The organism is Actinosynnema sp. NPDC023658 (genome assembly GCF_040639995.1).
GTDB lineage: Bacteria > Actinomycetota > Actinomycetes > Mycobacteriales > Pseudonocardiaceae > Actinosynnema.
In genome coordinates this window covers 15795-16846 of the sequence record NZ_JBFAAX010000099.1, presented here as the reverse complement: position 1 = coordinate 16846, position 1052 = coordinate 15795, and the positions used below count along the sequence as shown (strand labels likewise).

Below are 1052 nucleotides of genomic sequence, written 5' to 3'. Positions count from 1 at the left end.
CCGGCGGCCGGGAGCTGGGTCTCGTCCGCGTCGGTCAGGCCGGTGGCGACGGCCGCGGCCTTCGCCGAACCGGTCGTCATCAGCCACACCTCCCGCGCCGCGCGGATCGCGGGCAGGGTGAGGCTGACGCGGGTCGGCGGCGGCTTGGGGCAGTCGCGCACCGCGACGACCGGGAGGTCCCGCTCGTGCACGGCCGGGGAGTCCGGGAAGATCGAGGCGACGTGCCCCTCCTCCCCGACACCGAGCAGGCACACGTCGAACGACGGCACCGCCCCGCCGACGGCGATGGCCTCGGCGTAGGCGGACGCGGCGGCCTCCGGGTCGTCACCGAACCGCCCGTCCGACGGCTCCATGACGTGCACCCGCGACGCCGGCACGGGCACGTGGTCCAGCAACGCCTCCCGCGCCTGGGTCTCGTTGCGGTCCGGGTGCCCGGCGGGCAGGAACCGCTCGTCGCCCCAGTACAGGTCGACTCGCGTCCAGTCCACCGCGTCACGGGCGGGCGAGACGCACACCTGCTCCAGCACCGCGATGCCGGTCCGACCACCGGTCAGCACGAGCGACGCCGACCCGCGGGCGGCCTGCGCGTCGACCAGGCTGGTCACCAGCCGGGCCGCCGTGGTGGCGGCCAGCAGGCCGCCGTCACGGTGCACGACCACCTCGGGACGGCTCACGAGCCCGCCTTCGCCTTGGTCGCGGGCTTGTCAGCCGGCTTGTCGGCGGGCTTCGACGCCGGCTTGGCCGACTTCGTCGTGGACTTGGCCGCCGCCTTCACCTAGGCCTTGGCCTTCGGCTCGGTCTGCGCGGCCACGGTCGCGGGCGTCGCCGGGGCGGCCGCGGTCTTGGCCGAGGCGGGCTGGTCCTCGACCTCCGCGCCCGTCGAGCCGTCGACCTGGCCGTCGGCCTTCGCCTTGGTGGCACCGGACGCGGCCCGCGCGGGCTTGCGCGGCGCGGCGGCCTTCGGCGCGGCGGCAGCCTTGGGCGCGGCAGCGGCCTTCGGCGTGGTCCGACCCCGCACGACCTTGCCCAGCGACCGCAACGCCGCCTCGTAC

The 1052-nt window shown here is 76.5% G+C and carries 1 protein-coding gene and 1 pseudogene; both read right to left on the bottom strand.

The annotated features are described in order from the left end of the window. The coding region (gene pgl / locus AB0G02_RS14340; protein WP_360793724.1) for a 6-phosphogluconolactonase at nucleotides 1-674 on the bottom strand (674 nt) is incomplete at its 3' end. Between the two features lie 101 nt (nucleotides 675-775). After that, nucleotides 776-1052, bottom strand: a pseudogene (locus AB0G02_RS14335) (OpcA protein); the annotation flags it as partial.